This is a genomic window from Vulcanisaeta distributa DSM 14429, assembly GCF_000148385.1.
Taxonomy (GTDB): Archaea; Thermoproteota; Thermoprotei; order Thermoproteales; family Thermocladiaceae; genus Vulcanisaeta; species Vulcanisaeta distributa.
In genome coordinates this window covers 317,823-344,072 of the sequence record NC_014537.1, presented here as the reverse complement: position 1 = coordinate 344,072, position 26,250 = coordinate 317,823, and the positions used below count along the sequence as shown (strand labels likewise).

26 protein-coding genes are annotated in these 26,250 nt (G+C 45.5%); 13 read left to right on the top strand and 13 right to left on the bottom strand.

Annotated features, from left to right (window positions below; translation table 11 throughout):
• The first annotated feature begins 40 nt into the window (after positions 1 to 40).
• Positions 41 to 532 (top strand): vitamin K epoxide reductase family protein, encoded by a 492-nt coding sequence (locus VDIS_RS01700; RefSeq protein ID WP_013335478.1) that lies wholly within the window; start codon positions 41 to 43, stop codon positions 530 to 532.
• On the opposite strand, the gene VDIS_RS01695 is transcribed toward VDIS_RS01700, so the two are convergent.
• Positions 522 to 1,199, bottom strand: coding sequence for an HAD family hydrolase (locus VDIS_RS01695; RefSeq protein WP_013335477.1), 678 nt, complete (start codon positions 1,197 to 1,199; stop codon positions 522 to 524). The two genes, VDIS_RS01700 and VDIS_RS01695, sit on opposite strands and share 11 nt — an antisense overlap.
• Positions 1,200 to 1,325: 126 nt before the next feature.
• On the opposite strand from VDIS_RS01695, the gene VDIS_RS01690 reads away from it, so the two are divergent.
• Positions 1,326 to 2,540 (top strand): hypothetical protein, encoded by a 1,215-nt coding sequence (locus VDIS_RS01690; protein WP_245522543.1) that lies wholly within the window; start codon positions 1,326 to 1,328, stop codon positions 2,538 to 2,540.
• Between the two features lie 142 nt (positions 2,541 to 2,682).
• Positions 2,683 to 3,555 carry a helix-turn-helix transcriptional regulator gene (locus tag VDIS_RS01685; RefSeq protein ID WP_013335475.1) on the top strand — a complete coding sequence of 291 codons (873 nt, stop codon included), beginning with the start codon at positions 2,683 to 2,685 and terminating at the stop codon, positions 3,553 to 3,555.
• On the opposite strand, the gene VDIS_RS01680 is transcribed toward VDIS_RS01685, so the two are convergent.
• Entirely contained in the window at positions 3,552 to 4,259 is a 708-nt protein-coding gene (locus VDIS_RS01680) for a GTP cyclohydrolase IIa (RefSeq protein ID WP_013335474.1), read from the bottom strand. The genes VDIS_RS01685 and VDIS_RS01680 overlap by 4 nt on opposite strands.
• Positions 4,260 to 4,354: 95 nt before the next feature.
• Here VDIS_RS01680 and VDIS_RS01675 point away from each other — a divergent pair, with 95 nt between their 5' ends.
• The 4 genes from VDIS_RS01675 (at position 4,355) to VDIS_RS01660 (ending at position 7,798) form a co-directional block, all read left to right on the top strand.
• Entirely contained in the window at positions 4,355 to 5,125 is a 771-nt protein-coding gene (locus VDIS_RS01675) for an HAD family hydrolase (RefSeq protein WP_013335473.1), read from the top strand.
• Between the two features lie 48 nt (positions 5,126 to 5,173).
• Positions 5,174 to 5,863, top strand: coding sequence for a YkgJ family cysteine cluster protein (locus VDIS_RS01670; protein ID WP_013335472.1), 690 nt, complete (start codon positions 5,174 to 5,176; stop codon positions 5,861 to 5,863).
• Positions 5,864 to 5,926: 63 nt separating this feature from the next.
• Positions 5,927 to 6,928: an ATP-binding cassette domain-containing protein gene (locus tag VDIS_RS01665; protein WP_148678381.1), complete on the top strand. Its 1,002-nt coding sequence runs from the start codon at positions 5,927 to 5,929 to the stop codon at positions 6,926 to 6,928.
• A 6-nt stretch (positions 6,929 to 6,934) separates the two neighbouring features.
• Entirely contained in the window at positions 6,935 to 7,798 is an 864-nt protein-coding gene (locus VDIS_RS01660; protein WP_013335470.1) for an ABC transporter permease, read from the top strand.
• A 25-nt stretch (positions 7,799 to 7,823) separates the two neighbouring features.
• Here the strand turns inward: VDIS_RS01660 and VDIS_RS01655 are convergent, their stop codons facing one another.
• Positions 7,824 to 8,288, bottom strand: a complete 465-nt coding sequence (locus VDIS_RS01655; protein ID WP_013335469.1) for a YbhB/YbcL family Raf kinase inhibitor-like protein — start codon at positions 8,286 to 8,288, stop codon at positions 7,824 to 7,826.
• A 106-nt stretch (positions 8,289 to 8,394) separates the two neighbouring features.
• Here VDIS_RS01655 and ilvD point away from each other — a divergent pair, with 106 nt between their 5' ends.
• Positions 8,395 to 10,080, top strand: coding sequence for a dihydroxy-acid dehydratase (gene ilvD, locus VDIS_RS01650; protein WP_013335468.1), 1,686 nt, complete (start codon positions 8,395 to 8,397; stop codon positions 10,078 to 10,080).
• On the opposite strand, the gene VDIS_RS01645 is transcribed toward ilvD, so the two are convergent.
• The 4 genes from VDIS_RS01645 to VDIS_RS01630 form a co-directional block, all read right to left on the bottom strand.
• Entirely contained in the window at positions 10,077 to 10,520 is a 444-nt protein-coding gene (locus tag VDIS_RS01645) for an RNA-binding domain-containing protein (protein WP_013335467.1), read from the bottom strand. The genes ilvD and VDIS_RS01645 overlap by 4 nt on opposite strands.
• A 23-nt stretch (positions 10,521 to 10,543) precedes the next feature.
• Positions 10,544 to 11,116 (bottom strand): GTP cyclohydrolase I, encoded by a 573-nt coding sequence (folE, locus tag VDIS_RS01640; protein WP_052885862.1) that lies wholly within the window; start codon positions 11,114 to 11,116, stop codon positions 10,544 to 10,546.
• 96 nt (positions 11,117 to 11,212) lie between these two features.
• Complete coding sequence (locus tag VDIS_RS01635) at positions 11,213 to 12,988, bottom strand: hypothetical protein (protein ID WP_013335465.1); 1,776 nt, start codon at positions 12,986 to 12,988, stop codon at positions 11,213 to 11,215.
• A gap of 39 nt (positions 12,989 to 13,027) precedes the next feature.
• Positions 13,028 to 13,897 (bottom strand): ABC transporter ATP-binding protein, encoded by an 870-nt coding sequence (locus VDIS_RS01630; RefSeq protein WP_013335464.1) that lies wholly within the window; start codon positions 13,895 to 13,897, stop codon positions 13,028 to 13,030.
• A gap of 41 nt (positions 13,898 to 13,938) precedes the next feature.
• Between VDIS_RS01630 and VDIS_RS01625 the strand changes: the two genes are divergently transcribed.
• The 4 genes from VDIS_RS01625 (at position 13,939) to VDIS_RS01610 (ending at position 18,653) form a co-directional block, all read left to right on the top strand.
• Positions 13,939 to 16,761, top strand: coding sequence for an MMPL family transporter (locus tag VDIS_RS01625; protein WP_013335463.1), 2,823 nt, complete (start codon positions 13,939 to 13,941; stop codon positions 16,759 to 16,761).
• A gap of 63 nt (positions 16,762 to 16,824) precedes the next feature.
• Positions 16,825 to 17,400 (top strand): hypothetical protein, encoded by a 576-nt coding sequence (locus VDIS_RS01620; RefSeq protein ID WP_013335462.1) that lies wholly within the window; start codon positions 16,825 to 16,827, stop codon positions 17,398 to 17,400.
• A gap of 109 nt (positions 17,401 to 17,509) precedes the next feature.
• A complete protein-coding gene (locus VDIS_RS01615) occupies positions 17,510 to 18,052 on the top strand; it encodes a hypothetical protein (RefSeq protein WP_148678170.1) in 543 nt (180 codons plus the stop codon).
• Positions 18,053 to 18,155: 103 nt separating this feature from the next.
• A complete protein-coding gene (locus VDIS_RS01610; RefSeq protein ID WP_245522542.1) occupies positions 18,156 to 18,653 on the top strand; it encodes a hypothetical protein in 498 nt (165 codons plus the stop codon).
• Between the two features lie 30 nt (positions 18,654 to 18,683).
• Here the strand turns inward: VDIS_RS01610 and VDIS_RS01605 are convergent, their stop codons facing one another.
• On the bottom strand, positions 18,684 to 20,783 hold the full coding sequence (locus VDIS_RS01605) for a xanthine dehydrogenase family protein molybdopterin-binding subunit (RefSeq protein WP_013335459.1): 2,100 nt from the start codon (positions 20,781 to 20,783) through the stop codon (positions 18,684 to 18,686).
• A 110-nt stretch (positions 20,784 to 20,893) separates the two neighbouring features.
• On the opposite strand from VDIS_RS01605, the gene VDIS_RS01600 reads away from it, so the two are divergent.
• Positions 20,894 to 21,274, top strand: coding sequence for a roadblock/LC7 domain-containing protein (locus VDIS_RS01600; protein ID WP_013335458.1), 381 nt, complete (start codon positions 20,894 to 20,896; stop codon positions 21,272 to 21,274).
• A gap of 149 nt (positions 21,275 to 21,423) precedes the next feature.
• Here VDIS_RS01600 and VDIS_RS01595 read toward each other — a convergent pair whose 3' ends face one another.
• The 5 genes from VDIS_RS01595 to VDIS_RS01575 all read right to left on the bottom strand — a co-directional run bounded on the left by VDIS_RS01595 (position 21,424) and on the right by VDIS_RS01575 (position 26,225).
• Positions 21,424 to 22,161 (bottom strand): HAD family hydrolase, encoded by a 738-nt coding sequence (locus VDIS_RS01595; protein ID WP_013335457.1) that lies wholly within the window; start codon positions 22,159 to 22,161, stop codon positions 21,424 to 21,426.
• Entirely contained in the window at positions 22,151 to 22,864 is a 714-nt protein-coding gene (locus tag VDIS_RS01590) for a DUF47 domain-containing protein (RefSeq protein WP_013335456.1), read from the bottom strand. The genes VDIS_RS01595 and VDIS_RS01590 overlap by 11 nt, the downstream gene beginning before the upstream one ends.
• 111 nt (positions 22,865 to 22,975) lie before the next feature.
• Positions 22,976 to 23,425 carry a hypothetical protein gene (locus VDIS_RS01585; protein WP_013335455.1) on the bottom strand — a complete coding sequence of 150 codons (450 nt, stop codon included), beginning with the start codon at positions 23,423 to 23,425 and terminating at the stop codon, positions 22,976 to 22,978.
• Positions 23,426 to 23,494: 69 nt separating this feature from the next.
• A complete protein-coding gene (locus VDIS_RS01580; RefSeq protein WP_013335454.1) occupies positions 23,495 to 24,850 on the bottom strand; it encodes a RuvB-like helicase in 1,356 nt (451 codons plus the stop codon).
• Between the two features lie 73 nt (positions 24,851 to 24,923).
• The gene (locus VDIS_RS01575) at positions 24,924 to 26,225 is read right to left on the bottom strand and encodes an MBL fold metallo-hydrolase (protein ID WP_013335453.1); all 1,302 of its coding nucleotides are present in this window, start codon (positions 26,223 to 26,225) and stop codon (positions 24,924 to 24,926) included.
• Between the last annotated feature and the right edge of the window lie 25 nt (positions 26,226 to 26,250).

The following is a 26,250-nucleotide window of genomic DNA, read 5'->3' as shown; positions in this document are numbered from 1 at the left end:
TGAGATTAATATTTAAGCTCAGGGTTTTACCTACGTAGTGATGAGAAGGCTAACGGGTACATGGCTAGTACTTATGCTTATCTTCTCAGCGGTGGGCCTATTCGCATCCTCCATTGTGATATACACGTATTATTACCTACGTGAACTACCGCCACTCTGCACGTCATTTAAATCCCCATTCCCAGGAATAACCATTGACTGTGAAAGGGTACTTTCGAGTAAGTACTCAGACATAGGTGGTGTACCGCTGGATTTGCTCGCAGCGATTTGGTTCATAGTGAATATAATCCTCGTTTTAATGTACGACCTAGGCCCGGGGAACTTAGCCACACTTGCGATAAATGCCCTATTTTACTGGAGATTCATTGGCATAGTGGTGGTCCCATACTTAATATTCGTTGAAACCTACCTACTCCACGCACTATGTATATACTGCACGGTGATGCATATAATGATAATAATAGACTTTGCCGTGATAACAATATTCTTCATAAGAGTTGGTAAATCACCAATGCGCGGGCTTACTGATTAAGTATGCTGGTTATCATCATTAGTAGGTCCTTAATGCTCTTGAAGGAGTACGTTGGCTTAACACTTGATAAATCGATACCCCACACATCCAATACATAACTCAATCTCTTTTCCCAATCACCAATGAATATCGTTATTAAGCCAAACCTGGCTGGGTAATAAACGTCGAAGAGTGGGTTGTCACCAATCATTACCTGGGCACCTTCGAAGAATTCACGGCAATTCTTAGGACAACCAACCATGTCAGGCGTTCTAATGCCATTAACAAATCTTGAGAATCCCAACTCCCTAATGACCACCGATTGATACTTATACAACCCATTGGTTGCAATGATTATCTCATGCCCCAAATCCCTAATTACTCTTAAAAGCTCAAGCGCCCCGTCGAATGGTTTGAAGTCATGCACATACTTCATCAATGTGTCATTGACGTCTATGCTTATGGGTAGACCAAACCTATGGGCTATCTCGGTGAATATGTAATCCCAATCAAAGGCCTTAATTGTGAAGCTCCTCAGTAATTCCCTATTCAGGTCCTTCGCAGCCTTGTACACAGCCCTCCAGTCAGCATTAGCCCTACTGGCTATTAACATGCTTATCTCCTGGAACACGGGGTCCCATGCTTCGAGGGGTAGTAATGTGCCGTCTAAGTCAATGAGAATGAGCACAGGTCCTTGGTAGTTACTGGTCTTTAAGAGTCATACCTCTGGTTTCACTTTGTTTCACAGTAATTGAACGTTATTTTTCAGGGAGATTCCTTATTAAATAATTAGTTTATGGGTTTGGTGATGAGTATGGGAAACAGAAAAATAATGGATATAGGAGTAGTAGCACTGATCATGGCACTAGCGTTAACGTTAGTGTTGACCGTGGTCATGACCGCAAGCCCGTTGTTGGCATCTCAATCAACCAACGCCACCAACTCAACGGTTAGCATTAACGCAACATCTGTAAGTAACGTTACTACGACAACCGTGAGCAACGTGACCATGACAAACGTAACCACATGCCCACCTGGCCTACTCACTGCAATACAGGCGAACCTATACATAGATGACATGTGGTTAATGAGGGTTGGCGCAAACATGAGTGGGGTCAACGCCACGTCACTCATGGTGGTTAATGCCACGGGCCTTAATGAGACGGCCATAAATGGTACATTCACGGGATTCAACATAACCAAGTTCAATATGACTGCCTTCAACATAACAGGCTTCAACTTAACACCGGTAACTCTGCAGAATATTACTAATTACTATGTTAGTAAGGGTGAGTGCCTACTGGCTCTTCAGTTCCTGGTACACCTTAGGCACTACTTGGTTCATGTCTATGTGCTTGAAAGGCATGCTGAGATTTGGAATAGAACACTAACCTTCAGGCTAATGCTGCTCAACGAGACATTAACAAGGCTTGAACAACAAGGATTACTAAACAGCACACAGACGAGCCAAATCTATAGTCTACTTAGCCAACTAAAGCAGGCCCTAATTAGTGGTAATTACTCCGAGGCAGAAATGCTATTGAGTGGATACAAGTCATTGCTAAGTAATATAACCAGTCAGTACTATGAGGAGCAGAAGATGGGCTTTGCAAATAGGATTGATCACGAACTTGAGCACTACGTAATGCAGATAATAAGGGGATCAATAACGCTAAATGAAACATTGACGCAATTGGCAACGCTTGATCACGAACTTGGCATGTTAACGAACATCACCGGATTAAATATAACAAGTGTTAAGGAGCTTCATGAGTTATTCAAGGAGCTTAAGATGATATACCCACTGATACAGGGTAACGAGACCGCCCAGGCACAGTTGCTGCAGATGCTTAAGCATGGCAAGGGATTCAGTGATTGGCTCAACACAACGCAGCAGTTCGGTCAGGAGGCTAAGGGCTGGCAACTACATGGGCAGGGACATGGTAAGGGTCAGCACGGTCAAGGTGGGCAGGGAGGACAACATGGGCAGATGGGACATGGTAAGGGTCAGGGTAAGGGTGGTGGATAATAAGTAACTTTCTAGGTACATTCCCATTAAAAATATTTTAATTCAATTTTCGCGCACTTCCTTTTTATCTTCATTACTATTTTTCTTTTCATTATTAAGCGAATTAATAAAGTTTTTAAGTCAATAAGCCATAATTGAAGCAATGATACTAGCGGCATTGATTACGGTGTTTGTATATTTATTGAGTAATGGCTCATCGGTAAGTATAAATGTAACTACCGTACAAAGTACGGCCTTGCTAAATATCACGTTACCCATAAAACCCCTGGGACCAGTGATTGTACAGAATTCAAGCGGTTCAACAATACCTGCAATACTAATAGGGAATCACTTAATAATACCCGTCTTTGGGAATGGCTCATTTATAATACAGTACGCGCCCTACATAATTCAATCACCCAGTGGCTACTTGATCATTAATGTGTCATCACCATACACGATAAACCTCTTCGTAAGCAATAACATATTATTAACGCAACTACCAATAAGTCTAATAACGAATTTTACCAAGGTAAGTAATGGAATAATACTCCAACTCGCACCAGGTAATTACTCAATAGGCTTCATACCAGAACTACCGACAACCATAACTAACAAGACCACGGCAACTTCAACCACCGTGAGTAACGTCAGTGCGGTTACTACGGTTACAAACTCAACACCAAAGGTCACAAAACCCTCACCTAGTTTAGGGCCGATGCTCTATTACATAGTCATTGCAGCGGTTATTGCTGTGGCCGCATTATTTGCCTACCTATTCGTAATTAGGCATAGGGGTCCTGAGGTGAACCTTGTAATTGTTGAGGGATTGAACCCAACTGATAAGGAGGTTCTTAAGGCATTGATCGACATGGGTGGTGAGGCTTACCAAGCGGATCTCCAGAGGAAGTTGAACATGCCTAAGGCAACACTTTGGAGAGCAATCAGGAGATTAGAGAGCTCTGGTTATGTGCAGGTTATTAAGGAGGGCAGGGTCAATAAAATTAAGCTCATTAAGAGGCCAAGGCTCGATTAGTCCTCTCTAAGCATCATTACTCCATACCCATTCCTAGTCCTGAGCGAGTCGAGTGCCTCGGTTGCGAGTTTCATAGCAACCCTACCGCTACGTGCTATGCCAACGCCTATCCTTGCATTTATTAAATTGGCCAGTGGTTTAAGATCGTTCTCGTTAATTGCCGGTTGTACAATTGATACAATATTATCACCACCTAAATAAAGTGTGATACCTCCATAGGGCGCTAGGTAAAGCCTTACTTGATTAACCACACTCCACACGTGCTCATATAATTGATAACTAGATGTCCACTCAGTACTCGTTGTTGAATCAACCAGGTCTATATGGGCGATAGCCACATAACCATCATCACCACCCCCAATTAACGATTCACCTGGAGAAGCCTTCATTGCAAGCCTGAAGGCCTCCCTCTCAGCAACCCTGGGATTAACGTCTGCATACGTACCACTAGATAGAGGGACCGGGCTATACTCACTAAGTTCCTTAATTATGCTCGTTAATTCACCATTGCTTAAGCCATTAGTTATTGCAAGTAGGTAATCATACCTAAGTGGGTGGGCCCAGGCATTGAGTCTTGAGAATACGTGAACCAATTCCCTATGCAATTGAGCCTGGACCTGCTGTATTACGTGCTCCCTGTCGGGACCGAGGGTCTCCGTCCATTCCCTATAGCCAATTAACCTAATTATTGTTACCTGAACCAAAGGTTTAACACCGAGAACGAGCTTAAACCTTTAGTTTAAAAACATAACCCTTAAGGGTAGGAATACTTAAAATAATGTGATTGAATAATGAGTTAATGAGCCTTAAAGTCATAACGTTCGATGTGTATAATACGTTGATAAACTATGGTAAGGAGTTGATAGAGGAGATAGCCATGAACATAACTAAGTATCTTAAGTCCCAGGATATTGAGGTTCATTTTGACCATGTTTATGAAATATACATGGGCCTTGATAGGGAGATTAGGCTTAGGAGGGTTGTTGAGATGGCTTACGTACCACCAATGGATAATGTTAGGACATTCCTTGAGAGGCTAACCCGTAAGTATGGGATTGAACTCAATGAGAGGATGGTTATGGACGTCGCAAACATAATAGCAAATACACTGCTTGAGTCAGGTAATGTGAAGCCTAATGAGGATGCGCAATACGTGTTAATGGAGATGAAGAGCGACGGGTTCATGATTGGAGTCGTATCCAACGTGATATTTTGGAGCAGTGCGGTATCAAGGAGACTCCTTGATAAGTTTGGCCTAAGTAGGCTTATTGACGTCCAGGTATACGCTGATGAAGTTGGTAGAGCCAAGCCTCACCCAGCAATTTTTGAGCGTGCATACTCATTATTAACGCATGGCGCTGAACCTGATCTTGCAATACACGTTGGTGATGGATTCAAGGAGGATCTACTTGGTGCAATGCTTGATGACGTAATAGGCGTATACATCGATAGGATAGGAACACTAATCAGTGGTGGTAGTCCCGCGGAGTTAATTAGGTGCAGGGCCTATGCTGTTAGGAGGTTGAAGGAGGTCTTACTCGTGCCTCATCTTGTCTCTGGTTGTTCATGATGCCTAATGAAGAAAATAATTTAACCAGTTAGGTCAGGGTGAGAAGGCGTGGTAGCACCATTTAAGTGCATGCCGAATTGCGGCTATTGCTGCACGATATCGCCAGTGACCGTGTTTCCACATGAAGTAATAATACTGAGTAAATTAGCTGAGGAGCTAGACGTGAATGATTTAGCCTTTAAGCCGGGCTACGTGGTGACCGATATTAAGAACGGTGTTAGAGTTGCTCTATCATATCTAATGCAGTTAAATAGTAAGGGCATATGCCCATTCCTAAACCCGGAGGATAAGACCTGTAAGGTGCACTCACTCTACAAGCCACTAACCTGTAGATCCTTCCCATACCTACCCAGGGTAATTAGGTACGTGATAGACCCAGAACTTAAACTCGTGGACTTCACGGTAGAGTTCGTAGTATCTACACTATGCCCAGTCGTTAGGAATAACTATACGCAGGATGACCTAGAGGCTATGATAAGTAATGTTAGGATTGCAGTTAAGGTAATGCCTAGGGAGGTGGCAGCGGCGGAGGAGGCGATAAGGGTTAGGAAGTTATATGCAGATGCATTGACGGCGCTATGGAGGGCAGGATACGTTGAATTGAGAGGAAGTGAGGGGAATAATACGAACTGGCCCATAGTTAATGCCTTCGAATACATCAGGCAATTCATACCCCACATAACCCTCGACAAATTTGTACCGAACATATCCCAGGTAATAAGGAGATTAGATTTGTAATCGGTTATCCGATATCGGTTTAGAGAAAGATTTATATTTAAGGTGCAATCCGCCTACTTGACCATTATGGAAGTGGCCATTAAGGCAATAAATCTAACGAAGCGTTATGGAAACTTCACCGCCGTTGATCACATAAACTTTGAGGTGTATTATGGGGAGATCTTCGGGTTTTTAGGGCCAAATGGCGCTGGTAAGACAACGACAATAAAGATGTTAACCACAGTAACTAGGCCAACTGAGGGCACTGCAGTAGTGAATGGCTATGACGTAATTAAGCAACCGGCCAAGGTTAGGGAGAGCATTGGTGTTGTTCCCCAGGAGTATACGGCTGATGAGGATTTGACGGGTTGGGAGAATTTAATGCTTGTTGCTGCGTTGTATGGAATACCTAAGAGGGAGGCTAAGGAGAGGGCTGCTGAGTTGCTTGATTTAGTGGAGTTATCATACGCGGCTGATAGGAAGGTTGAGACGTACTCAGGTGGTATGAGGAGGAGGTTGGAGATCGCCATGGGCCTTATTAATAGGCCCGCCATACTCTTCCTGGACGAGCCTACGCTGGGTCTTGATGCTCAGACGAGGGCTGCGATTTGGGATTATGTGTATAGGCTTAGGAAGCAGTATGGTATGACCATATTCATGACCACGCATTACCTAGAGGAGGCTGATAGGTATGCGGAGAGGATTGCAATCATCGATCATGGCAAGATACTCGCTATCGGAACGCCCAAAGAACTCAAAGAGAGGGTTGGCGGCGATGTGATAACAATTGAGGTTAATGGGGATGTTAATCTTGCTCGGAAGGTGATTGAGGGCATTGACGGAGTTAATGGAGTTACTGTGAATGGAAACACAATAACCTTTAAGGTTAAGAGCGGGAATACGGCGGCCCCAATAATCCTTGAGGCCCTTAATAAGCTCAGTATTAGGGCTACGAGCATAACCATTAAGGAACCAACAATGGATGAGGTATTCCTGGAGTTCACGGGTAGGAGACTTAGGGATGAGGAGAGTAGTTCTGAGGAGTTCATGAGGTTTAGAAGGACTATCACGAGAGCTAGGAGGTGAATGGGAATGGCAACGAGACTACACCCACTACATGGGCTTTGGGCATTGACCAATAGGGAGTTGGCCAAGTGGTATAAGGTACCCGTCATACTAATAATATCGTTGATACAACCAGTTGTTTGGCTTGCCTTCTTCGGAAAGTCCATGAACTTCGCAGTCATGTTCACAAGCGGGCTAAATATTCCTGGACTTAACATACCTAAGCAGGTAATTGATGAGATAGCGTCTGAGGTCCTTAAGGCCAACTTCGGGACTACGGATTACTTCTCATTTCTGGCGGTGGGTATGCTATCATTCATAACATTATTCACATCATTACAGAGCGGTATGAGTATCGTGTGGGATAGGAGACTTGGTGTCCTGAGTAAGTTATTGACCACGCCAGTGCCCAGGGGTAACATCGTGATGGCTAAGGTGTTGAACTCCATGATTAGGTCATTGGTCCAATCAACGATAGTGCTGATAATAGCCATATTACTCGGCATGAAGCTAAACCCAAGCCTAAATCCACTGGACGTACTGGGCGCCTACGCAGCGCTTGCCCTAATGTCCATGGGCTTCGCATCCCTATTCGTGACCCTCGCCCTAAGGTCAACCTCCTGGGAATCGCAAATGGCCATAATGAACCTACTGAACATGCCACTGATGTTCGCAAGCAATTCCTTCTACCCAGTTAAGTCAATGCCCTGGTGGCTTAAGCCCGTAGCCCTCGTGAACCCATTAACATATGTTAATGACATTAATAGGCAATTACTGCTTGGTATAACGGGGCAAAGCCTACTATTTGATTATGCTTACCTAATAGGCTTTGCGGTGATATTCTCAGTAATAGGAATAGTGCTCTCCTGGAGGTATTTAAGTGAGGCGTAATTTTGAGTGAAATTAAGGGCGTTCATCACCTTGAGTATGTTCCCATGTACTCGGTGGTACCGATTATACTATTCTTTATTATCCTAAGTACTTCATCCTTAGAAGCCCTCTGCTTGATGTTGGGTACGGTATTTAACGCATATAACCTAAAGAAGTACCTATGTGGCTTATGACCCCTTGGTGGGCATGGACCACCATAACCAATTCTGCCAAAGTCATTAATACCCTGCACGCCTATTCCCTCAACGACCGGGGTCTTCGGCACGTTCTCAGGGAGTTCGGTCCTATCTGGCGGTATGTTATACAGAACCCAATGAGTAAACACGCCTATTGGTGCGTCTGGATCCTCCATTATTAAGACGAGGGATTTTGTGCCGGCCGGCGTATTAGACCACTGCAGCGGTGGGCTTATATCAACATCATCACACGTGTACTTCCTTGGGATTCTTTCACCATATTTAAAGGCAGGACTTGTTAGTGTAAACGACATACAAATTATTACTGATCTATAACCAAATTATTAAGTATTATGTTGGTCCTCATTTTAATGTGTTAAGTAGTGAATTAATTTAATAGGGATAGTATATAGGTTATTAATGATTAAGGTCAACCTACGAAGTCAGGAGAGGTACGGCGGTGTCTTAAATGCACCGCACAGGGCTTTCTTAAGGTCCATAGGCTTTTCGGATGAGGATATTGGTAAGCCTTTAGTCGCCGTTGTTGCTGCATGGAGTGAGGCTGGGCCGTGTAATATACATACGCTTCAATTAGCGGTCCACGTTAAGGAGGGTGTACGTAGAGGCGGTGGTTCACCACTCACGGTGCCGACAATAGTCGTTAATGATAACATTGGGATGGGCACTGAGGGCATGAGGTACAGCCTAGTGAGTAGGGACGTGATCGCTGACACAATAGAGGCCCAGGTTAATGCGCATGCATTTGATGGGTTTGTTGGTATTGGTGGTTGTGACAAGACGACGCCGGGGATCCTAATGGCTATGGCTAGGTTAAACATACCGGCTGTTTACTTATACGGTGGAACGGCAGAGCCTGGTTTTTACGGTAACCTCAAACTCACTATTGAGGATGTTCACGAGGCAATCGGCGCGTACCTTGCGGGTAAGATTACGGAGGATGAGCTTTATGAGATAGAAAAGAGGGCTCACCCAACCTACGGAACCTGCGCGGGCATGTTCACGGCAAACACCATGGCGGCGATAGCAGAGGCATTGGGCATGGCCTTGCCAGGAAGTGCTTCACCACCAGCCACATCGGCTAGGAGGGTAATGTACGCGGTTGAGAGTGGTGTTGCGTTAATGAACGCGATGGAACTTGGCATAAAGCCTAGGGACGTAATGACTTACGAGGCCTTTGAAAATGCGATAACGGTGTTAATGGCAATGGGTGGATCAACCAATGCCATACTTCACCTACTCGCCATTGCCTACGAGGCTGGGGTTAAATTAACGCTTGATGACTTCGATAGAATATCGAGAAGGACACCGTACATAGCAAGTTTAAGGCCTGGTGGCGACTACGTAATGGCTGACCTCGACGCGGTTGGCGGTGTTCCATTAGTCATGTTAAAGCTATTGAAGGCGGGCTTACTCAATGGTAAGGTACTCACCATAACGGGTAAGACACTGGAGGAGAATTTGAGGAATTATAAGTTCCCGAACGTGCCACATGACCACATAGTTAGGGACGTTAGTAATCCAATCAAGCCCTGGGGTGGTATTAGGATACTTAAGGGCTCATTAGCACCCGAGGGTGCTGTTATTAAGGTTGCAGCCACCGAATTAATGAGGTTTGAGGGTAGGGCAAGGCCGTTCAACAGCGAGGAGGAGGCATTCCAAGCAATCAGGAGGGGCGAGATTAAGCCGGGTGATGTGGTTGTCATTAGGTATGAGGGTCCTAAGGGTGGCCCAGGAATGCCCGAGATGCTTAGGGTCACCGCTGCAATTGTTGGAGCTGGGTTGGGTAAGGACGTAGCGCTGGTTACCGATGGTAGGTTTAGCGGTGCTACCCGCGGCCTAATGGTCGGTCATGTGGCTCCCGAGGCAGCCGTTGGAGGGCCAATAGCGGTTGTTGAGGATGGTGACAGGGTATTAATTGACGTGGAGAATGGCCGACTTGATTTACTCGTGCCTGAGGAGGAGATAAAGAGGAGGTTAAAGAATTGGCAACCACCACCGCCTAGGTATACGAGGGGTCTACTTGCTAAGTATGCGTCATTAGTTACGTCGGCATCAATGGGTGCTGTGACACTGCCAAGGCTTTAATGCCGCATTAATTGCTTGATTATGGTTTCAATACCCTCATTCTTAATCACCCAATGATTAAATCTTATTATCACCTTAATCACGTCGTCACCATCATCAAGCCTTGCAACGCCATTATACGCCAATTGCTTGTTAAATCTGAGGTATAGCTTACCATCACTAAATCTACTATTGATTGTAACAAGGATTATTTCCCTATCCAATTGGTCAACGGCTTTAAGTATATGTTGAGCAATCTGCAGCGCATCCTGCCCCTTAAACTGCACCTTTATAGTACCTATGTCATTACCGAAGTGTCCCTGGCCGCCACTCCTCATTATATTAATACCATCCCTGTACTGCGGAGGTAATAAATTGAGTAACGCCCTCACAACCTTAAGCTCACTCTCCGTTGCATGCACATGTGTGCTAAGTTCAACATGCTCTATTGGGTTAATCACAGTGATTACTGAAGTTAATCCCCTTAATATTCCTTAGTCAGGACTATCCTAGGCACCCTACAGCGAGTTGAATTCCTTAACTCCTTCAGTTCCTCATCACTTACCCCATCAGACCAGGCTTCAGTGACCATGTACATATCCTCATCCTTAACACCCCTAATCATCGCACACATATGCAATGCACAAACTTTAACATAGACATACCTGGCATGCAGCACCTCCTTAAGCTCATTAGCTAACCTTGCCGTAAACCTCTCCTGAAGCATGGGCCTAGCAGCAAGCCACTTAACATACCTAGCGACCTTACTTAGACCAGGCACCTCGCTGTTAAGTGGTTCGTAGACCACAGTAACCGTACCAATAACCGGCAATAGGTGATGTTCACATAATGATACGAATTTAATGTCATTAATTGAGATGCGACCAACATATTCATTACCCTCCATGGGAAAGAACTTAATCTTGGGTGGCGGCTCTCTTAAGCCATGGGTCAACTCAAGTAGAGCGTTCAGATACCTCCTAGGCGTCTCTCTTAACCCGGGCCTATCAGGGTTGTCCCCCAAAAACTCTATTATCCTACTTACGTAGTTTTCCATCTCCGCTTCCTCATCATTGCGATTATTATGCACAGAATCAAGGCGGTTAATACCTCTATTTAAGTAAAGCACCCATTGCCATTAAAAATAAGTTCTCTAATGAAGCTTCCTCACTAAAATCAACACTAGTATTATTGATAAGGCGACACCAATGATTAGTGGGTAATAAGTGCTGTAATTAATGACTACGGCACCAACGGTCCTAGGACTAACCGACTCATTGCCTTGAACCGCCGTCTCATTTATTAACTGCATTAAATACTGAGTATTTACTACTGATGGCATATTTATCACAAACGTCTCCTCCACAGTCACATCAATCTTGACATTCGTATTATTAATACTTAAATATGTAAGGTACTGCCTAGCCAAAGCCGTTAATACCGCCTTCTTAACCTCATCACTCATGATAGTACTCTCAATCTCACTCTCGTACCCACTCACCTGGGTCATGTATGATAATGCCCTTGTCTGGTATGATGAGATGTTTATGTAGGTGATTAATAATTGATTTGTTAGGTTTAGTAATTCATTATGAAGTACGTAAAGACTCCTTGATATACTTATTATTAAAAGCTCGCTCTCATTTGCCGCAGTAATTGCGTAATTAAGACCCTCTGTGGCCTGATTAACCTGGTTTTGTGTCGTTGTAAGCTCACTCTGTATTGTACCAAGGCTATTATATACCTGGGAGAGGGTTGTTAATAAATTCTCAATTTGGTTTATCATCATTATTGCGCTATTTATTTCATTTATTAACGTGCTATTACTCGTCGAACTCTCTATTTGGAGCAAGTCTTGCTTTAATGTATTTAGGGAGTTTAGATACGTCTGTTCATTATTCACCACTGGACTAAGCGAACTCCTTAATTGAGATATCACATTGGCCTCGGCACCGAGTATCTGACCACCAGCGGTGAGCGCCACCTTAAGTTCGATTAATTGAGCCTGGAGTAGACTCTCAACCATTAGTGTTGAGTTTATTATGTATGCCGATGCCCCAAGAACCTGAGCCGTCTCATTGAGTAGGCTTATTAATTGTAGGAACTGCGCCGTGTAATTACTTGCCGTACCAGAAACGCCTGTTAAGGAGCTTGAGAAGTTCCTTAGTTGATTAAGGGTGTTGTTTAGGCTATTAATGGCTTCATTCAGGGAGTTTATTGATCCATTTAAGTCGATGCTTGCCTGAACAGTTATTGGGTTTATCCTAACACTGTGCCACGGACCCATATTCTCAACAACCATACCCAACGAAAGTGAGGAGGAATTCTCCGTATTGAATATCCAATAATCAACCTCATAACCAAGTATATTCTGCGTTAACGTTGGTGTAACGTTATACTCATAAAATAAGCCGGACTGCTTGGTTAGGGTTAGGGTGGTCATTATTGGAAATGGTAGTAAGTTCGTGACATTCACCGAAATATTTACGTTAGTACCAACACCACCATTAACCATTGTTGAGTTAATACTGGATTCATTAACGAGAATTCGATAATTCATGGACGCTATTGGTAATAGTGTATAAACGGGCTTAAACCTAACATTAAGTGTTTCCTGGGAGTATGGCTGTAGTGTGATGACCCAGGTCACGGCATCGCCACTGATCAGCGCCGTTGATGGCGATACATACAGTATGCTTGAGTATGGTAGCACCTTCATAGTAACGTTTAAAGAGATTGTATAGGGCTCATTATTGTAAAGCACCAATGAATACTCAATGTAGTAATCCGTGGCTTGACCGTTGGGGTTCAAATACGTGACATAATTAACAGTAAAGTACGCATTTAATGGTTCGTAGGCGTATACGGTGATCCCCATGAACAGCATCATGATTACCGCAGCTATCAATAATACGTACTTAATACTCATCAATAGTGTAGAAATCCCTTACTAATTAAACCTAATTTCCTATGTAGAGCCAATAAAACTATTTACTAAATCTCTCCTCCTTTCTATCTCGCCTAAATCCTGACCTAGTCTCCTCAGTCTCTTCTCCTCAAGGTCAAGTATCCTGAGGTATGACTTAATAACGGTTAATTGATCAACCCTCAACTTACTAAACTCCTCCTTAATCCTCGCAAGATCACTCTCACTTACGATCCTACCACCCCTAAGATAAATGATCCTACTACCTATTGCCGCGACCTCCATGTTGTGCGTGGCAATCACAAAGGTAACTCCTATGGCCTTATTCAGCAACTTAACTAGGTCAAGTATTAGGTATGAACTGGCCAGGTCTATAGAACCTGTGGGCTCATCCATTATTATGAACGATGGATCATTAGCCAATGCCCTAGCAATCGCCACCCTCTGCTGCTGACCACCACTTAATTGGCTCGGCCTATTATTCGCAAACTCACCAACACCGACGAGGTCAAGTAATAACCTAGCCTTTTCCCTGGCCTCATCCTTCGTGTATTTACCAGTTAAAAGCATTGGTAGCATTACATTCTCAAGCGCCGTTAACTGAGAAATCAGGTTGTATTGCTGAAATACGAAGCCAAGCCTCTCAAGCCTGAACTTTGACAAGTACTTCTCATCGGCATCCGTGACGTCAACCCCATCAATGATTACACGACCACTGGTCGGCTTATCTAACGTACCCATTATATTCATTAACGTGGTCTTACCGGAACCACTGGGCCCCATAACAATCGCAATCTCGCCCATCCTAATCGTTAGGTTCACGTTGATTAACGCATCGATATAGACACTACTGCTTAGGTAATACCTCTTGCTAACATTTACGAGCCTGATAACCTCCTCATCGCTCCTCACGGGGAATGGTATTTAATACGGGTTAAAATCCCTTATTGAGAATGATATCGAGAAAGCACGTATCAATCTTAATAATCGTGGCTTGGCTAATCACGATGATTTACATAGCCCATTACTCATTTCACGTATTCAACGTGCTAACGTATGACGAGTCACAGTTAATGCCAAATAACATAGAACCGATAATCGTCAAGAACCTGGTCGATAAGTACATAGGTACGTCTAACGAGACAACACTCGTTGTTGTAATTAAATTAAGCAGTAACGGAACGACAAACATTGAGGGTCGCCTAAACTACGTAAGCAACGTCACAGAGATGATCGACTCACCCAATATAACGATCACCGACCTACTAACGACGTACAATGAGATCTACACAATATATAATGAGACGATAAGTAATGTAACAACTAAGATAATAGATAACGAATCAAGCAATGTGTGGAACCTATACTGGTCACTGAATAATGAATGCTCATCAATAATACGACTGAATAGGAAGTATTACTCCATGGTTTACAGCGTGGCTGACGAAGTCAGCGGTGAATTCAATGCAACGGTAAATTACGCGCAGCTACTCTACTACGAAATCGAGAATTACTACCTGAGGAATTATCCGAATACTTCGTTAACCACATTATTTGAATTAACAACGAAGGACTACGAACTTAAGCATGGGGATTATGACCAGTACATTAATGAGCTAGCCAATGAAACACTCACGCAGTTGGTTAATGATATTGGCAATAACCCAACACCTTACGTCCTGGTTTCGAAGAACATCACGGGAATTTTACTGACCAACTACGGCCACATAATCCAGCAGGAGTACCCAGGGATTAACATAAATAACATAACCGGTTATGTATATGATCTGTTAATCAATGATACCAATGATACGGAATTAAGAATTGCCGTGCTAATAGGGCCTAACGTTGACATGAACCTGCTAAGGCTCTTGGTAATTCAGGAGTACTTAAATAACGTATCCCCCTTATTATTGCCATACCTCTACCAACTAACATGCAGCAACAACACATCGGTGGTTAACTCGGTACTGAGTGAGATGAGGACTAGTGTAATCAACGCACTAATGCAGGAGCACCCACCGCCAAGTATCCTTGATCTACCTAATAACTTAACCCAGAAGTTCCTGAATGGGACTTACACGGTGGCCTTCATAACATTACCGAGCAATTACGAGGATGAGGTATACAACCTACTAACGCGCAGGGACTGGGTATACCCAGTGAGCACCGACGTCATTCTCTACGAACTCGAGAAGATGGTTTCAAGCGATGTGAATATAATTGATAAGACCACGGCGGCCCTCGTATTCGTAACCATGATAGCCATGCTCGGAACCCTGGTAGGCCCGGTCATGTCGCTGACGGTACTTGGTTTAACGTACCTGGCATCCCTCGGCCTCCTCTACAACTGGGCAATCCACTTCAAGCTTTATTACCTCACCGTGTACATGATCGCACCGATAATCTTCGGGATAGGCGTTGACTACAGCATGCTAATGCTCAGTAGGTACCTTGAGGAGAGGATTGCTGGCCACGATAAGGACCAGGCATTGAAGATCGTCCTATCACGGGTTAGGCCGACAATCTTAGCCAGCGCCTCCGTGGTAGGGCTTGGCCTTGGTAGCTTCGCCATATCGAGGTATGGCTACATACAGGACATAGGCATTGGCTTCATAATTGCCGTGTCGCTCACAGTAATAGCGACCGCAGTAATACTGCCCGAAATCATGAGGTTGCTCGGCGACGGTGTTTTATGGCCCATGGGCTTGAGGGCGAAATCTATTGAGTTGAGGACCGCCTTTCTCTCGAAAATGGCTAAGTTCGCCGTGGATAGGCCAAGGCTTATCCTGGCCGTATTCCTCGCAATCACTGCCCTGGCCCTCACGTACCTGATATTGAACATTAGAATAACCACAGATCCGGTGCAGGTAATGCCTAACACGCCGGCTAAGGTTGGGCTTAGTCTCCTGATTAATTACTTCAGGAATTATGACTACTCAACGGCGTACCTGGTGGTTTACGGTAATGAATCAGCCGCATTGGCGCTGCTTAATGCCGTAAAGGGGCAGAGCTACGTGATAAATGCTGCCCTTTCATACAATGGGTCAGGCATGTACATAATAACCGCCACAGTTAACCAGCAATCACTGTCCGACAAACTCATACCAATATACCTAGGGTTAAGGGAGGTAGCTAATGAGGTGGCTAGGGAGTACGGGGTCAGGGTATTGATTGGGGGATCGCCCGCTGATAAGTACTACTTCGTGCTTGGCTTTGAGCGTGAGTACTACGGCCTCATCATCTATGTTATGATTGCCGTGAATATCGTGATACTCACAATATACATGAGGTCTCTAATGATACCGCTGAGGCTCGTGGCTACGGTCCTCATGAGCATTACCTGGTCCCTGGCACTAACAATATTCGTGTTCCAAGGCTTAATGGGAATACAGACCTACTGGCTACTTCCCGTGATCCTAATATCGCTACTGCTCAGTGTGGGTACTGATTACGACCTATTCATAGTTAGTAGGTTCAGGGAGGAAATCAGTAATGGGTTGAGCGATAGGGACGCAATTGTTAGGGCCGTTGAGGTTACTGGGCCTGTGGTGACTGGGGCAGCCCTCGTGCTGGCCATGGCCTTCGCCTCCCTGGCACTATCAAGCATTTACATACTCAAGCAGGTGGCCCTCGCGGTAGCCTCCTCAGTAATCATCGACTCATTCATAGTCAGGCCACTACTCGTGCCAGCGATAATAGTTCTACTAGGCAAGTGGAATTGGTGGCCATTCCATGGCAGATACACTGGGCATTCCGTGATAGGCAACGATTAGATGGGGGCCTGACATACTTTGTGGGATATAAGTAATTTAAGGGGTGGTGAAGAAATCCCCTGTATGGATAGCACCTATGATGTTTATTTGCCCTGGCTTGTACGCCTCGAGGATGGGACAAAATATAGGGTTCCCCTGTCCACGATAATGATGGGCTCGCAAAAACACGTATTTATCATTAAGATACCTCCCCATAGTGTACACGATGCCGCACTGGGACTAATGAGCAGGGGCTTTAAACCAACGATGTTATCCATCAATAGGGGCGAATTATATAGCCTGGCAATGAGGGTTTACGGCCCGTGGGAACTCCACGCAAGGATTTTTAGCGATGGTGTGATAGAGGCTGAGGCGGAGATCAGTAGGGATTACCTGCAGCACCTCGTTGGCCCTAGGTTCAATGTGGTCTATGAGGTTTATGATGCGCTGAGGCATTTTGTTACCGATAAAAGGATATGCATAAAACCAATGGGTAAGTGCATCAGTGATATTATTGAAAACGTTAAGATAGAACTAAGGGCGCCTAGGGCCTTAATCCCCTGGAAACCCATCATGGCAGCGGCATTGCTGACACTAATGCCAATGATAGATAGATTTTCTTTTTTACACTTTCTACACCTGAATACCCATTCAAACTAGTCACGATTAGCATGGTATTACTGTAATAATGTTTATCTATATCTGATCGGCTCAGTGACATTATTTCAACTACTTAATGCTTATATTTGTTCAATTACTAATAAATATAATGAGCGCGTCAGGGCCAGGCACGATAGTAGGCATACCAGGTAGTGCCGATGTGAAGGAGATAGTTAACTACATTGCCCGCATAATAACCTCAGCCCTTGAGGTAAAGTCAAGCGACTGTCTACTGAAGAATTACGGCACAATAACCCTAAACGCAATGAACCAAGTACTCAAGTTATTCCCAGAACTATCGACAGAGTTCAACATACTGGCAAGCAAGTTCAAGGAGATCCAGGAGGCCAGTAGGAAACTCGTGGGGATTAAGGACCCGGCACAATACGCGGATGCAGTATTAACCATATTTACAACGTATAATGTCGACCCAGGCCTCTATGGCGTATTTGCGGCACTACAGGCAATGGAGGCAGCAAAGATCTGCGGTGATTCCGATGCGAAGTTCTTCCTGGTGAGGACATTACTGGCCAGCTCGCTCCCAAATAATTTATATAGGCTGTTACTTGACTACCTAAGCCTAGATCACAACTTCCCAATAAACCTACTTAAGGCGTTACTGGAGAAATACGGTAAAGAGAACAGTGGCTAACTCAATATACCCTATATTAATCAAATATCCTTACCAGGTTAATACCATGATAGACTTCTTTCTACTGCTAATACTTAAATACCCCCTCTCACGTTATATGATGATGAGCTCAAGCAGTACCGACGTGAAAGAGGAGATAAAGAAGACAGTTCAATTAATCATAACGAACCTTAACGTAAAACCAAGCGAGTGCGTGTTGAAGAATTACGATGCCATAACAAAGAATGCAGTAAGCATCTTACTCAAGATATTCCCTGAACTGTCAGATGACGTCAACGCACTGATAAGCAAGTTCACCGAGATTCAGGAGAACATTAAGAAACTCGTAGGTACAACGGACATCGGCGAATACGCAGACAGCATACTGTCTATATTCGCGGTGTATCGCGTAAACCCCGGAATCTACGCCGCCTTCACCGCACTTCAGGCGGCGGAGGCTATGAAGATGTGCGGTGATGCCGATGCAAAATTCTTCGTGGCAAGGACAATACTGGCCGGCGCACTGCCGTATGAACTATACGTACTACTCATTGATTATCTGGGCATGGATCGCACATTCCCAGTAACGCTCTTCAAGGCATTACTCGAGACAACCAAGTAATTCCTTACACTGTAATTAAAATTAAAATTATTAATTACTAATTAGCCTGTGTAGATACGATGGCGTCACCGGCATTCTATTAAGCTTGACCCTAATATTCATCTTAGCCCTTATCGCCTTCTCAAGAGCCAGGAATGTGCTTGCCAACGCGCCCACCGTCCCAGCCTCACCAATACCACGTAATCCACCGGGCATAATCGATGGCGTATTCAAACCCCTAGTCAATACCTTATACGTCACGTCGGGAGGACTGGGCAATCCGTAATCCGCGAGGGACGAATGAAGCGGTGTCCCATCATCACCGTACGCCGCGCCCTCCCAAAGCACTTGTGCGACTCCCTGGAGTATGCCACCATGAAGCTGCGCCTCAACCTCCTCCTCAAGAAGTGGTTTACCGACGTTGTAAACCGCATAGTAATCAATCACGTTTGCCACCAGAGTCTCTGGGTCGAAATCAACAACTGCGACATGAGCGCCCGGCGCGAGTATGGCAATGCTTGGTTTATAATCAACCTCCTCCTCAATAACAACGCCCCTTGACTTAATCGCGTCAATAAGCGATAGACCCATTGATGACAACTTCGATGTAACCCTCTCCGCCAATTCGGTAATTGTCGCCGCAACCACGGTAGCGCTCCTACTGCCGAACGTGCCAACGCCGTAGTTAAGGGTCTCGGTATCGCCAGGCACAACCTCAATTAATTCCTCAGGCACCCCAAACACTTCAGAGGCGTATTTTGTGAATGCGGACACGTGGGCGTGTCCCTGCGGCCTAGAGCCAATGTAGAGCCTTAACTTGCCATTGCCAATCACGGCTCTAACGCCCTCCCCACCAAACGTGCTTACATAGAGCGCAAAGACAGCTATGGAGACACCCCTGCCTGGATACCTACTCCTTAACTCATAATAATGCCTAGCGGCGTCCTCAAGAATTGACTGGTAATTGGCGGGGTCAATAACAAGGCCCAGCGGCGTCTTGTAGGTCTCGCCATCCCTAATTATGTTTTTCCTCCTGACCTCGACGGGGTCCATGCCCAGTTCATCGGCAAGGTCATCGATTAGGGTCTCATGAATTAACGCTGCCTCGGGCCTACCTGCGCCTCGGTATGGACCGGAGGGTGGTGTGTTCGTGAAAACACCGACCGCCCTAACCCTGGCCGCAAGCATTCTATAGGGTCCCGTGGATAGGTTCGCTATGAATATTGGCGATGAGGCATTTATGGTGAAGTTATAGGCGCCCAGATTAACAATTACTTCGCCCTCAATACCCAGTATGGTCCCATCCCTCTTGGCGTAGAGCTTCATCCTAGACTTAACGCCCCTGCCCTGGGTCGCATTGTTTAAGTGCTCAGTCCTCGTCTCAACCCACTTAACGGGCCTCTTCAGCTTCATTGAGGCTATCGCGGCGAGTACGTACTCGGGGTAAGCCGGCGTCTTATTGCCAAAGCCACCGCCAACGTTCTTAGGGGCCTTAGCCACGATCTTATCAATCGGCAGACCGAGGACCTCCGCCAGGTCTGACCTGACCCTAAACGTTGATTGCGTGGATGCGTAGACGAGGAGCTTATCGCCATTGTAATAAACGACACATCCCTTGGGCTCCATTGGGTTGGCAACCAACCTGGCTTGCTCAATTTCCCTCTCAACAACCACATCCGCCTCCTTAAACACGTTAAGGTCACCGCCCTCCAACGTGATGTCCAGGGATATGTTTGTACCTATCTCTGGGTGTATCACTTCCTCATTCCTTAATGCCTCGTCTATCGTAACCACGGGCCTCAACGGCTCGTACTCAATCGATACCTCGTCAGCGACATCCTCAAGCGAGTACCTAGAGTCCGTGACCACTGCCGCCACGGGCTGGCCGACAAAGTTCACGGTATTGCGAGGCAGCACTGGCATTCTAACCACCTTAGCGTTAGGCGCCGTAACGGCAGGCATCAGTAGGTCACCTATGTCATTGGCAGTGAGGAATAACAGGGCACGAGAGCCCGGTCCCTCTATCCGTGTTATACGAGCCCTCGCATACGGCGATCTAATCACGTGCAGGTAAGCCATATTGTCAAACCTAACATCATCCAGGTACGTGGAATTCCCCGTTACGATGTCCAAGTGCTCCCTGAGGGGCATACGAGTTCGGTTTCAATAGCATTATTTAAGATTTGCCGTGGTGCTCACCTTAATATTTAATTCATAATAGAATAGAAAGTTTTTTAAACACAGATGCTATATTGTTAACGATGGAGTCCAGCGTAGGTAAGGAGGTTGTGAATGCGTTGGAGGAATTTATGAACCGAGTCTTCCCAGACATAGTTGGCGCGCTCGTTGTTCGACGCGATGGCTTACCAGTCGCGTTTAAGGTCAGTGGAGAATTTAATGCAAAGGTCGTTAGTGCCATGGTAGCGATAGCCAGAAGCACCATGGACAGGCTCGGTGCAGAACTGGGCTTGGGCGAGTCAGTAATAAGCGTGTCGCAGTACACCAGGAATACTCTACTAGTGGCGCCATTAAGCAAGGACTTGATACTAACGGCCATAGCAAAGCCCGAGCCAAACCTGGGGCTAATACTGCTCGAGATAGAAAAGCTAAAGGATAAGCTGACGAAGATACTCGTTGAGTAATAAAATCAAACCTAATAATTATTTTCAACTCACTGAGAAATCTAATGCATAGATATCAAATACATGCCCATTAATCATTCAACGTAAAAACCAACCAATGTAGTGCAACCACATCATTACTAACATGGGATGGACGTGCATCACCTACCCTAAGCATTACTGACACAACTAAGTAATTGCGGTAGTTCTGCCAACGAGTAAATTATGAAATCGGGCCTTGCGCCGTCACGACCATAAGCCCTGGGGTCCGCAGTACCGTACCTATCAATAAGGCCTGCATGCATGCCTACGGCTTTCGCCCCAGCCACATCAACATCCACCCTATCACCAATGTAAACCACCTCATAGCCCCTCATGTTAAGGGTCTGTAGAGCTTTGATGAATGGTTCAGGGTGAGGCTTCGTGTGTACTGTATCATCCCCAGCCACTATTATTAAGTCAAATAATCCATCAACGCCATCCCCACGTATCCTATCCCTCTTAAGCCCCGGCTCACCGTCAGTGTTCGTCACCAAACCGATCCTGAAACCACATGCCCTCAGTAAGCCCAGGGTTGGTATGACGTCGGGGAATAACCTACTCCGTAGGCGCAGTGAATCCCAGTAGGTCTTGACGAGATCATTAATGTCGCCAATACTCAAGTCAATATTAAGAGCCTTAACCACCTCGCTAAACCAAACCCTCCTGTCAAACTGGCCAATGGATTCCATCCTCACCTCAACATCCCTAATCACGTTGAGTACAAGGTACTCATCAAGGGAGGTCCTCAACGATATTTTTCTGGCCACAGCCCGTCTTGCGTAATCCATAGCACCCCTAGTCTCCACTAGGGTATCGTCGTAATCAAAGAGCACGGCCCTAACATCAATCACCTTGTCATGCACCATACGTACTAATTAACGTCAATAGCATATAAGCAATATCCTTTATCGAATCAAGCACATCATCAATACCAAATATCAAGCTCATGCTACTCATGAACTCCACGTAGGTTAAATCCTTGGCGTTGGAGTATAGTTTGTCCAGGGCTGAGTCCTTTATGTCATCGACCTCTTCCTCAAGCTTCTGTATGCCCATGACCATGACTCTGATATCGCTGAAGCTCTTCCTGTCCAGGTTGTTAATTATCTCAAGGAGCATCTTGAGGGCTTCCTTACCAATCCTGAGCATCTCTAAGAACTCCTCACTTAAGAACTTCCTAACGGGCTCTGTATTACATAGGTAGTAGGTACGTCTCAACTCCCTCGATAGTACGTGAATGCCGTCCAATATATCATCCGACTTATTGAGTATGGTGTCCATAATCGACGCGGTAGTTATTGGGACAGCACCCCTGAGTACTGAGTCGTTTATCTGCCTGACGATTTCATCACCCTCACGCTCAAGCGCCGCTATTTCCCTCATTCTCTCAGAAACCCTGGTCTTACTCACGCTATTATTCTCCACCGCGCTAAGAACCATCTCCTCGAGTATTGATAATGCCCTTTGGCTAAGCTCAATATGTGTAACCAACTTACTTATGAATTCCCTCTCTCCCACATACAGCGGCGATAATATCCTACCCCAAAAGTCCTTTATAAACCGAGACATTCCCAAAGCAAAAATATGACTAAAGAGTTATATATAAACCAATTCCCTAATGACTATATGTGTGATGAGGATGAACCCAGCAGAGCGGTGATGCCGGAACGCCGCTACTGATCACATCCTTGCAATCACGAGGTAGAACTTACCAATCTGCTTGCATATTGCTGGTACCTGCCCAATTCTCAACGCAGCTATGCATGGCTCACCACCACCTATTTTAGTGCTTATGTCGAGGAGATATTTATCATCAACCTTAGCCTTACTAAAACCGCCACTTATTGGGTATACGGCTAGGAAGTCATTACCCATGTATTTGAACTGCATTTCCATGCCGTAAACCTCGTAATAATGAGTTTCGGATGAACCGGTTTCCCTAATCCTGAGTTTAATGATTACGGGATTTCCCTGGGTATCCGTGGTTTTATAGATGATGTATGGGCCATCCCTCTCAAACATTGCCCAATCCCTACCTGCCAGGTAAATGATTGCGTGTATATTAACGGGCACGGTTACGACCCTAGTCACCGTGTATATTGCCTGAACAACATCGTTAAGGCTAAGCATGGTTATTCCCCATAACCGGCTCTTCCTATTGCCTTTTTAACCTTAACTTTTCTTTAGGTGTAGAAGGCCTCAACGCAGAAAGTAGTTTTCATACTCCTTAACATACTGAACACTCTCCTTAACACTAAGGAATAACCTCTTAACGTACTCAACATCCTCCTTAGCGATCTCCTTATGACCAACCTCCTGAGCCCTTAACTGGGCAGGCGCTAATAACTGTATTGCATACCTAAGGCTCTCCTCAGTGCCTATCTTAGTCAACTCCTCAAGCGCGTCATTAGTTAACGAAACCTTCTCCTCCCTAGCCCTAATCTTTATTATCTCCCTAACCTCATCGGCTGTGTATGGCTTCGTCCTGATTATAATGAGCCTATCAAGCATGTCGAGGGGAACGCCATGTGGTGACTCAACATCCGTGCCCCTTATCTTCGTTATACCCCTATTAGTGGCTAGGATTAGTATTGGGCTTAACTCACTCTCCATAGCCCTACTTAGGTAGGCCCAGGTCTCTATATCGAGCATGTGTACATCATCAATAAACAACACACCCGGCACAAGCTCGCCCTTCCCATCACTAATTAACTTCATCACAAACTCATCAACGGCCTTCCTAACATCATTCGGGATCTCACGCTCCTCGGCGGCAAAGCCGAATATCATGGCACTAAGCAAACCCTGTTGCCTAGCCTGGTATATATCGAGGTCGTTGAGTGTGAAGAATCTCGTTATTTCCTTCTCCTTATAGACAGGTCCCTTGGGCACCTCGATCTTCTTCTTAACGTAAATATCATAAGTCTCACCACCCTCACCCTTACCCTGAACGAACACCCTACCAGTTTCCTCATCAATCCATATGACGTCACCCTCCTCAACGCCGAGCTCAATTAACTGCGCGGCAATCTCGGCGGGGACCCTAAGCCTCTTCTCCTCATCCTTCGTGGCCAGGGTTATGGTGGCGCTCCTGGGTATTTGGGCGTATGGGTTGTAGGGGTGTCTACCGTACTGAATATCTAGGCTCTTAACAACGCCCTCATAAACCCTACGCCACTCCCTAATTCTAACGCCAATGGCACTCCTAAGAGCCCTGGTTAGGAATTCCGTCTTCTTAATCTCCATGCTGTAGACCTCGGCAGCGCTTATCTGCACGAATGGTGTGTCCGGACCAAGCTCCCTAGCAATACCTATCGCCAGTGCCGTCTTTCCAGTGCCAGGTGGTCCAACGATTAACACACCCTTACCACCGAACTTACCAGCCCTAATCATCTTAACCACGTAGTAGGCAGCCTCCCTAGCCTCAACCTGCCCCACGAAGCCATCAGCCGAGAACTGCACCTTGCCATCCCTAACACCTAGGCCCTTAATGTGGCTGTGCAGTCCAACCCTTTCAAACGTTGGTTTCACCTCCTCAATCTTTATCTGGGACATAGCAATTAACGAAGTTAATACAGCCTTTAAACCTTTCAACGTGGGCGCATTGATAAGCCAACGATAGATTAAGTCACCTATTCACACGTATTAGTAATGTCTCGTCGTTAATCGGCACATGGACGTTATCGATCCCATACTTAACCTTTAACCTATCAAGAAACTGCAGCGCCTTTATTGCCTCTGTATGTACGAGGAGGACCTTCGTATCTGGACTAAAATGATTAATGAATGCCTCCAGCTCAGCCCTACCACTGTGGGAACTGAAGTCAAACCAGTAAAGCTTAGCCTCTAGAATGACCTCGCTCTTATCAATGAATGTCCTACCCCTAGTCAGTAATTCAAAGCCTGGCGTATCCGGTGCCTGGTAACTCGGCAGTATTATGGCGTTCCTCCTATCCCTACCCAACTTCTTTAGGTAATAAACAGCGGCGCCTCCCTTCAGCATACCGGCTGGCGAGACTATTATCACGGGCTCCTTAGTTAATGACTTTCTCTGATAATCCGTGGTTACCTCGAGACTATTCTCCACAGCCTTTAGGTAAAGCTCAGGGTTCGCCAGGTAATGCGGGTACTTAGCCACTATCTGGTTGGCGATCCTGGCTAAACCATCAATTATTATTGGGTAGTCAATACCATTCTTATAAAGCGTTATTAATATTTCCTGAGCCCTACCTATCGTCAACACCGGTATTAACACTGAGCCACCACCCTCAATCGTCTCCTTAATGACCCTAATGAACTCCCTCTCAACCTCCTCCCTGGGTGGGTGCGTATTGGTTACGTACGTACCCTCCATAATGACCACATCAACATCCCTAGGAACATTATTGATATCAGCACCACGAAGCAGGTTCGACTGCGATAAATTAAAATCACCCGTAAATAACACCCTGGCTCCATTTATTTCGAGGAGAGTCAACATACTGCCGGGTACATGACCGGCATTTATTATCGTGGCCTTAACATCCTTCGAAATATCTACGTCCTCCCCATAAGTCACTGGTATCGCGTGATCAAGCACAGCCTTAATCTCCTCGTCCTCGTAAGGCAGGTAATAACCACTTAACTTAATGGCATCCTTAAACATTATATCCGCAAGCTCGAGTGTCAATGGTGTAGCGTATACAGGTGGTGGTGAACTAACGTATAGGCTGGGCAACGCACCACAGTGGTCCAGGTGGGCGTGGCTTAGGAACACGGCCATGATGTCCCTCGGCCTAACATGGCCTGGCATTACAGGTCTATCATTCTCGTCAAAGTTAACTCCATAATCAAAGAGGAACCCCCTTTCTGAATTTGCTTCCTTGACGAAAATAGCCATCCTACCAACTTCGCCTCCACCACCCAAGACCTTAATCATTAAATCAGTCATTTACCCATTAATCGCTGAATAACCG

Bases quoted from the DNA above. Each gene is read 5' to 3' on its own strand.
- VDIS_RS01595 (WP_013335457.1), bottom strand. From the start codon at position 22,161: ATGGTGCATGACAAGGTGATTGATGTTAGGGCCGTGCTCTTTGATTAC.
- ilvD (WP_013335468.1), top strand. From the start codon at position 8,395: ATGATTAAGGTCAACCTACGAAGTCAGGAGAGGTACGGCGGTGTCTTA.
- VDIS_RS01615 (WP_148678170.1), top strand. From the start codon at position 17,510: ATGAGCGCGTCAGGGCCAGGCACGATAGTAGGCATACCAGGTAGTGCC.
- VDIS_RS01625 (WP_013335463.1), top strand. From the start codon at position 13,939: ATGATATCGAGAAAGCACGTATCAATCTTAATAATCGTGGCTTGGCTA.
- VDIS_RS01590 (WP_013335456.1), bottom strand. From the start codon at position 22,864: ATGTCTCGGTTTATAAAGGACTTTTGGGGTAGGATATTATCGCCGCTG.
- VDIS_RS01660 (WP_013335470.1), top strand. From the start codon at position 6,935: ATGGCAACGAGACTACACCCACTACATGGGCTTTGGGCATTGACCAAT.
- VDIS_RS01600 (WP_013335458.1), top strand. From the start codon at position 20,894: ATGGAGTCCAGCGTAGGTAAGGAGGTTGTGAATGCGTTGGAGGAATTT.
- VDIS_RS01675 (WP_013335473.1), top strand. From the start codon at position 4,355: ATGAGCCTTAAAGTCATAACGTTCGATGTGTATAATACGTTGATAAAC.
- VDIS_RS01685 (WP_013335475.1), top strand. From the start codon at position 2,683: ATGATACTAGCGGCATTGATTACGGTGTTTGTATATTTATTGAGTAAT.
- VDIS_RS01655 (WP_013335469.1), bottom strand. From the start codon at position 8,288: ATGTCGTTTACACTAACAAGTCCTGCCTTTAAATATGGTGAAAGAATC.
- VDIS_RS01690 (WP_245522543.1), top strand. From the start codon at position 1,326: ATGGGAAACAGAAAAATAATGGATATAGGAGTAGTAGCACTGATCATG.
- VDIS_RS01700 (WP_013335478.1), top strand. From the start codon at position 41: ATGAGAAGGCTAACGGGTACATGGCTAGTACTTATGCTTATCTTCTCA.
- VDIS_RS01620 (WP_013335462.1), top strand. From the start codon at position 16,825: ATGGATAGCACCTATGATGTTTATTTGCCCTGGCTTGTACGCCTCGAG.
- VDIS_RS01605 (WP_013335459.1), bottom strand. From the start codon at position 20,783: ATGCCCCTCAGGGAGCACTTGGACATCGTAACGGGGAATTCCACGTAC.
- VDIS_RS01575 (WP_013335453.1), bottom strand. From the start codon at position 26,225: ATGACTGATTTAATGATTAAGGTCTTGGGTGGTGGAGGCGAAGTTGGT.
- VDIS_RS01635 (WP_013335465.1), bottom strand. From the start codon at position 12,988: ATGAGTATTAAGTACGTATTATTGATAGCTGCGGTAATCATGATGCTG.
- VDIS_RS01585 (WP_013335455.1), bottom strand. From the start codon at position 23,425: ATGCTTAGCCTTAACGATGTTGTTCAGGCAATATACACGGTGACTAGG.
- VDIS_RS01580 (WP_013335454.1), bottom strand. From the start codon at position 24,850: ATGTCCCAGATAAAGATTGAGGAGGTGAAACCAACGTTTGAAAGGGTT.
- VDIS_RS01610 (WP_245522542.1), top strand. From the start codon at position 18,156: ATGAGCTCAAGCAGTACCGACGTGAAAGAGGAGATAAAGAAGACAGTT.
- folE (WP_052885862.1), bottom strand. From the start codon at position 11,116: ATGGAAAACTACGTAAGTAGGATAATAGAGTTTTTGGGGGACAACCCT.